The organism is Micromonospora sp. NPDC049089, assembly GCF_040648775.1.
GTDB lineage: Bacteria > Actinomycetota > Actinomycetes > Mycobacteriales > Micromonosporaceae > Micromonospora.
The window spans coordinates 1-6,673 of sequence record NZ_JBEZEH010000288.1 but is presented as its reverse complement, the minus strand read 5'-3'; the positions used below and the strand labels follow the sequence as shown (position 1 = coordinate 6,673).

Annotated in this window: 7 protein-coding genes and 1 pseudogene; 1 reads left to right on the top strand and 7 read right to left on the bottom strand. The window is 73.1% G+C overall.

Annotated elements, in window-relative coordinates:
- A partial coding sequence (gene truB, locus AB0B48_RS31120) for a tRNA pseudouridine(55) synthase TruB (protein WP_357207806.1) occupies nucleotides 1-948 on the bottom strand: 948 nt, incomplete at its 3' end.
- Nucleotides 949-1,164: 216 nt separating this feature from the next.
- On the opposite strand from truB, the gene AB0B48_RS31115 reads away from it, so the two are divergent.
- Entirely contained in the window at nucleotides 1,165-2,172 is a 1,008-nt protein-coding gene (locus AB0B48_RS31115) for a hypothetical protein (protein ID WP_357207803.1), read from the top strand.
- A gap of 21 nt (nucleotides 2,173-2,193) precedes the next feature.
- Here the strand turns inward: AB0B48_RS31115 and AB0B48_RS31110 are convergent, their stop codons facing one another.
- The 6 genes and pseudogenes from AB0B48_RS31110 to AB0B48_RS31085 all read right to left on the bottom strand — a co-directional run.
- Nucleotides 2,194-3,519, bottom strand: coding sequence for an MATE family efflux transporter (locus tag AB0B48_RS31110; RefSeq protein WP_357207800.1), 1,326 nt, complete (start codon nucleotides 3,517-3,519; stop codon nucleotides 2,194-2,196).
- Nucleotides 3,520-4,014: 495 nt separating this feature from the next.
- Nucleotides 4,015-4,224 carry a DUF6186 family protein gene (locus AB0B48_RS31105; protein ID WP_181548655.1) on the bottom strand — a complete coding sequence of 70 codons (210 nt, stop codon included), beginning with the start codon at nucleotides 4,222-4,224 and terminating at the stop codon, nucleotides 4,015-4,017.
- On the bottom strand, nucleotides 4,224-4,631 hold the full coding sequence (locus AB0B48_RS31100; protein WP_210784728.1) for a hypothetical protein: 408 nt from the start codon (nucleotides 4,629-4,631) through the stop codon (nucleotides 4,224-4,226). Before AB0B48_RS31100 ends, AB0B48_RS31105 begins: the two co-directional genes overlap by 1 nt.
- 101 nt (nucleotides 4,632-4,732) lie before the next feature.
- The gene (locus AB0B48_RS31095) at nucleotides 4,733-5,782 is read right to left on the bottom strand and encodes a bifunctional oligoribonuclease/PAP phosphatase NrnA (protein ID WP_357207798.1); all 1,050 of its coding nucleotides are present in this window, start codon (nucleotides 5,780-5,782) and stop codon (nucleotides 4,733-4,735) included.
- The gene (gene rbfA, locus AB0B48_RS31090) at nucleotides 5,779-6,276 is read right to left on the bottom strand and encodes a 30S ribosome-binding factor RbfA (protein WP_357207796.1); all 498 of its coding nucleotides are present in this window, start codon (nucleotides 6,274-6,276) and stop codon (nucleotides 5,779-5,781) included. The genes AB0B48_RS31095 and rbfA overlap by 4 nt, the downstream gene beginning before the upstream one ends.
- A gap of 126 nt (nucleotides 6,277-6,402) precedes the next feature.
- A pseudogene (locus AB0B48_RS31085) lies at nucleotides 6,403-6,543 on the bottom strand (DUF503 family protein); the annotation flags it as partial.
- Nucleotides 6,544-6,673: the final 130 nt, after the last annotated feature.

Below are 6,673 nucleotides of genomic sequence, written 5' to 3'. Positions count from 1 at the left end.
CAGGGTGAGCTGGGCGAACGCGGACATCCACGCGACCCCGACATACCCCAGCAGCACCGGCACGGGCTCCGGTGCGAGCACGATCTCCGCGCGGGCCCGCCCGTCCCGCTCGCTGACGATAGCGATCAGGCCGCCGGCCGGCCCGAAGACGGCGTACGGCCCGGAGAGGCCGGCCGGGTCCAACGGCCCACCGTGGGCGAGCACCCGGGCTTCGTCCGGCGTGGCCTCCCGGCGCGCGAAGAACCGGTCGGCCGCCGCGTCCAGTGGCAGGTTCACCACGTCCGGGGCGCGCTGTTCCAGCTCGTCGAGGGTCGCCGCCTCGGCGAGGGTGAAGCCGCCCACCGCGGTGCGCCGCAGGGCCGTGAGGTGCCCGCCGACGCCGAGCGCCAGGCCGACGTCCCGGGCGATGGCCCGGATGTACGTGCCGGAGGAGCAGGTCACGTCGACGTCCACGTCCACCACGTCCGGCTCGGTGCGACGGATCGCCAGCACCTCCAACCGGGAGATGGTGACCCGCCGCGCCGGCAGCTCGACGCTCTCCCCGTCGCGGACCCGCTTGTACGCCCGCTGCCCGTCGATCTTGATGGCGCTGACCGCGCTGGGCACCTGGTCGACCTCGCCGCTCAGTCCGGCCAGCGCCGAGGAGATCGCGCCGTCGGTGACCTGCCCGGCCGGCACGGTGGCGGTCACGTCGCCCTCGGCGTCGTCGGTGACTGTGGTCTGGCCGAGCCGGATCGTGCCGGTGTAGCTCTTGCCCGCGCCGATCACGTAGGTCAGCAGCCGGGTGGCCCGGCCGACACCGATCACCAGCACGCCGGTCGCCATCGGGTCGAGGGTGCCGCCGTGCCCGACCTTCCGGGTCTTCGCCAGTCGGCGGATGCGCGCCACCACGTCGTGCGACGTCATGCCGCCGGGCTTGTCGACCACGATCAGACCATCGGTGCTCACGTCGGCCAAGCCTGCCAGATGGCCCGTACTCCGCGGGGCGTGGGCACGCCCCGCGTGACCCGAGCCTCCGCTCACGAGGTCTGCGCCGCTTCGTCGGGACGAGGCGTCCATCCGGCGGGAGGTAGGGCCGGGCAGCCGTGCCCGGTTCCGCGCTGGTGCCCGGGCCCTACCATCTGCTCGCACGCCATCAGCGGCGGCGACATTGACGGGGGAAGCATGGACAACACGTCGTCGAGCGAGCCCACACCGCAGGACCCGGTCGATCCGCCGCCGCCCGCCGCGGTAGCGCAGGTCAACCCGGTGCAGCTACCGGATTGGCTCCGCACATCGCCGACCGAGCACCAGCCGACCGGGTGGGACCGGGTCCGTTTCTTCTCGGCCCGGCACAACGGGGCCATGCTGCTCGGCCTCGGGCTGGTGCTGGCGCTGCTGATGGTCGTCGGCGGGGTGGTGTTGGTCGGTCGGGTCGCCGACGGTGTCCGCGCGTCCGCCTCGGCGAGCCCGACACCGACCCTCACCCCGCCGGTGAGCAGGGTCGGCGAACCACGCGACCTGTTCGCCGGATCACCGGCGGCCTCCTTCGCGCCAGCCGAGGAGGCCGTGCGGATGCCGGCGGCCAAGGGCACCGGGCCGTTCACCGCGACCCAGGTGCGGACAGCGCTGGAGTCGGTGCGCAAGGCACTGATCGAGGGCCGGGTCGACATCTCGATGTTCTCCGGGGATCCGGAGCCGTTCCTCGCGCTGCTCGCCCCGGACGCTCGCGAACGGCTCCGGGGCGACTTCACCAATGGCAGCTTCCTGCGGTACGCCACCAGGATGGCGTCACCGTCGGAGTGGGAGTTCGGCGTCCGCGCCGACGGCCGGGTCAGTTACCGGGCCACCACACAGAACGGCATCCGACTGCTGGAGGTTTCCACGGAGTTCGTCTGGGCGTACCCGTTCGACGTGGACCTGCGGGCCCCCGCCGGCGCCACAGTGGTGGCACTACGCGACCGGGTGGTGTGGCAGGTGCCGCACCCGGACGACGTGCCGGCTTCCTCCCGCGGCCTCTGGATCACCTCGGCGGAGGCCGTGACCTGGAACGCGGACTGCGCTCAGCTCCGTGAGGGCTGGGTGCAGGAGCAGTTCTGGATCGCCGATGTGCACCGGGACCGGATACCCGCGGGCGACCCGGGCACCATCTTCGACCTCGACGCGCCCGCGCCGACCACCACGCGCTGCTGACCGGCGGGTCCCGGCGACCGGTCAGCGGACCGCGCCGGTCACCGCCCACCTGCCGTTGCGCAGTCGCAGCAGCAGGGCGACCAGCCGGATCACCACGAACACTGTGAGCCCGGCCCAGATGCCGCCCAGCCCGAGGTTGAGCGCGTACGCCAGCCAGATGGCCGGCAGGAAGCCGCCGAGCGCCGCCACGATGGTGAGGTTGCGCAGGTAACGCACGTCGCCGGCACCGATCAGCACGCCGTCGAGGGCGAACACCACCCCGGCCAGCGGCAGCATGACGACGAACCACGGCCAGGCCACCATGGCCTGCTCGCGTACCCCGGCATCGGAGCTGAACCACGACGGCACCACGCCCGTGCCGGCGGCGACGAGCAGCGCGAAGCCCACCCCGCAGACGCCGCCGAGCAGCCCGACCCGGCGGGCGAGCGCCCGCGCACCCGCGGCGTCGCCGGCGCCGAGCGCGGCACCGACCAGGGACTGCGCGGCGATGGCGAGGGCGTCGAGGACCAGCGCGGTGAAGAACCAGAGTTGCAGGGCGATCTGGTGGGCACCGACGGCGGCGGCGCCGAAGCGGGCGGCGACGGCGGTCGCGGACAGGAAGCTGGCCTGGAACGCCAGCCCACGGATCAGCAGGTCCCTGCTGAGCACCAGTTGCTGGCGGATCACGCGGGGTTGAGGGCGCAGCGACACCCGTTCACCGACCAGGGCGGCGGCGAAGAGCACTCCGCAGAGCGTCTGCGCGACGACGTTCGCCACGGCCGAGCCGACCAGACCCAGCCCGCCGGGGTAGACCAGCAGCGGGCAGAGCAGCGCGGAGAGCAGGTTGGGGCCGAGCACGAAGTACAGGGGGCGGCGAGTGTCCTGCACGCCGCGCAGCCAGCCGTTGCCGGCGGCGGCGAGGAGCAGGCCGGGAGCGCCGAGGGCCGCGATCCGCAACCACTGGGCGGCGGCGTCGGCGACCTCGCCACCACCACCGGCGAGGGTACGGGCGAGCGCGCCCCCGCCAAGCTGCATGCCGATCGCGATCAGCAGACCGACACCGAGCGCCAACCAGGACGACTGGACGCCCTCGGCGACAGCGGCGGCCCGGTCACCCGCGCCGAAGCGGCGGGCCGTGCGTCCGGTGGTGCCGTAGGCGACCACGGTGCCCACCCAGGCGGTGAGCGTCATGACCGTGCCGCCGACGGCGAGCGCGGCGAGCGGCACCCGGCCGAGGTGACCGACCACTGCGGTGTCGACCAGCACGTAGAGCGGCTCGGCGGCGAGCACCACGAGGGCCGGCAGGGCGAGCGCGGCGATCCGCCGAGGCGAGGCGGGTCGGTGGGCGGTGGTGACGGTCTGGCTCATCGCGGCCGATCCTGGCACGGCTGCGGTAAGGATCGCAATACCGCCGACTACTTACCTCCGCCGGTGCGCCCGGAGCTGGCCGAATCGCCCGACCGCACCGATCCGAGGGATCACCGTCGGCGGCGTCGGATCACTGGCGGGTGTCCATCGACGTCTGCAGCGCGCGGCGGGCCTGCTCGCGGGCGTCGTCGGTGGTGGTCTCGGGCTTGGGCTTGTTCGGCATGGTGGCGCTCCTCTTCCCAGGGCGTGAGCCGCCGACACGCGGCGGCCCTCACGGGCGGTCCTGCTGAGCGCCCCACGGCGGTCCGGGGTTACCGGAGCAGCCGACTGGGCAGCGTGAGCCCGGGTCGATCCGACCCTGGAGGGAGGCAGCGCGGGGTGTGGCACCACCGCCCATGACCTGCACCGCTAGGCGGCACCGGCCTTCTCCCAAGTTATCGTTCAGGTCCACATACTGCTTACGGTTCCCGCCATTTGGACGGTCGGCAACCCGGCTCAGCGGGCCAGGAAGTGCCAGCCCAGCCACCACCAGAACCCGAACAGACCGATCCGGCCCACCGGCACCGAACCGACCTCGTAGCGCATCACGTAGGCACAGACCTCGCCGAGGGTGGGGATCCGCGACCCCTCCCGCCGGGCCATCCACTCGACCACCGCGAAGAGGATCAGCGCGGCGAGGAAGCCGCCGATCGCGAGCGCGCGCATCATCGCCGCACCAGCCCCCAGAAGGCGGCCAACCAGGCGAACCAGGCTGCCGACCTGGTCAGTTGATCCTCCAGGAGAGGATCGGCCAGCCGGGAGAAGGTGGGGAAGTCATCGCCGGCGGCGAGCACGAAGGTCACGCCCTCGAAGACCCCGAAGACCACCACCGGCACCGCCCACCAGGCCGCTCCCGCGCCCAGCCGGCGCGGCGCCGGCCGGCGGGGCACCCGGTTGCTCAGACCGAGCCAGATCAGCACCCCACCCGTCCCGAGGGTGAACAGATTCGCCTCGGTCGAGAAGGACGCGAACCGGCCACCGACGAGCGAGAGGCAGACGAGGACGGGAACGGAGACGGCGGGCCGGTCCCAGGCGCGGGGGGCCTCCACGGTGAGGTCGTGCGGCTGCTCCATCCCGCAATTCTTCCCGGTATCACGGAACGCGGGAAGACCAACACTCCCCGGAGCTGACCCTGATCTTCCAGACCGGCAGATCGATGGCGGCCGAAGGCGCGTCAGCCGATGAGCGCCGCGTCCAGCTGACCGCGGATCGACTCGACCACCTGCTCGACGGTGCCCCGACCGGTGAACCCGGCCGCGAACGTGTGCCCACCACCGCCCAGCGCCACCGCGACCCGACTGACGTCCACAGCGCCCTTGCTGCGCATCGACACCGCCCACTCGGCCGGCCTGGTCTGCTTCACCACACAGCTCACATCCGCCTCGGCGGTGCAGCGCACGGAGTCGATCAGCGCCTCGAGCACGTACGGCCGCTGGTCGTGCCGGGCCAGGTCATCGAGGGTGGCGAAGGTCCAGACCAGACCCCGACCTCCGGCGGCGGCCGGCTCCAGTCGAGCCCGGCCGAGCACCTCGCCGAAGAGGCGGACCGCGCCGAAGGGGCGGGTGTCGAAGACCTGCCGGGAGATGTCACCCGGTGAGATCCCGGTCGCCAGCAGTCGGGCGGCCATCTGGTGCACCGCCGGAGTGGTAGCCGCGAACCGGAAGGAACCGGTGTCAGTGGTCAGCGCCACGTAGAGGCACTCGGCGATGGCCGGATCCACCACCACCCCGAGCCGGGCCAGCAGTTGCTCGACCACGACCGACGTGGCCGCCGCCCCCGGGTCGACCAGGTTGACGGTGCCGAAACCGGGGTTGGAGGCGTGGTGGTCGAGCACCAACGCCGCACCCGCCGACGACAACCGCCCGGCCAACTCGCCGAGACGCGACTCGCTCGCCGCGTCGAAGCAGATCACCAGATCGGGCGCCGGGTCGGCGGCGTCCGCCGGGACCAGCAGATCCAGACCCGGCAGCCCCCGGAACGGCTCCGGAACCTCCGGCGGCCCGGGAAAGGTCGCCTGCACGTCGCGTACGCCGAGCTGCCGCAGGCCCAGACCGAAGCCGAGCATGCTGCCCAGCGCGTCGCCGTCCGGATTGATGTGGCAGATCAGCAGCACCCGGGCGGTCGGCGGGAGAGCCCGCACCAACGCCTCGGCCTCGGCCCACGCCGCCTCGGTCGGGCCGAGCCCGGTCGAGGCGACGAACGCTGCGCTGGCGGTGCTGGTCACCGCGCTTCCCCACCCCGCGGGGTCTCCTTGACGTCGGCCTCGTCGGCCTCGTCGGCCTCGTCCGTCTCGTCGTCCTCGTCATCCACCCGGTACGGCTGGGCCTCGCCCGCGTACTTCGCCTGGGCGGCGAGCCGCTGCACCTCGGCGTCGGCGTTGCGGGCGGCGGCGAGCAGGTCGTCGATGTGCTTGACCTGGTCCTGTACGTCGTCGAGGACGAAGGCGAGCGTCGGCGAGTGGCGCAGCCCGAGCGCCTTGCCGACAGTGCTGCGCAGCATCCCCTTGGCGCTCTCCAGCGCCGCGGCGGTGTCCGCCTGGGCCACCGAGTCCCCGAGCACCGTGTAGAAGACCGTCGCGTCGCGCAGGTCAGCGGTAATCCGGGCGTCGGTGATGGTGATCATCCCGAGCCGCGGGTCCTTGATCTGGCTCCGCACCACCGACGCGACCAGCTCACGCACCCGTTCCGCGTGCCGGCGTACCTTGGCCGGATCAGACATCTCGCCACCTCCACGGCGTCCTGCTTCCGGTCGACCCGGCGACCCGGAGGCCGCCGGCCGACCGGCCAACATCTCGAACACTACCTTCGGGGCCGCTCCGGTCGCCCGGCACAGCCGGCACCATGGTCAGTCGTCGTCCACGCCGTAGAGCCGGCGTCGAACAGACAGCAACTCGACCTCGGGGCGATTGGCCACCAGGCGCTCACAGGAGTCGAGCACCTCGCGGACGTGCGCCGTCTCGGCGGCCACCACGGCCACCGCCAGTTGCGGGGGGCCAAGCACGGGGCGGGCCCCCCCCCCCGCCGGGGGGCGGCGCGTCGCCCGGCCCCCCCCGGCCCCCCGTCTCCCCCCCCACGCCGGCCGAGATCGCCAGCCGGGCCGCGCCGGTCCGCCCCCG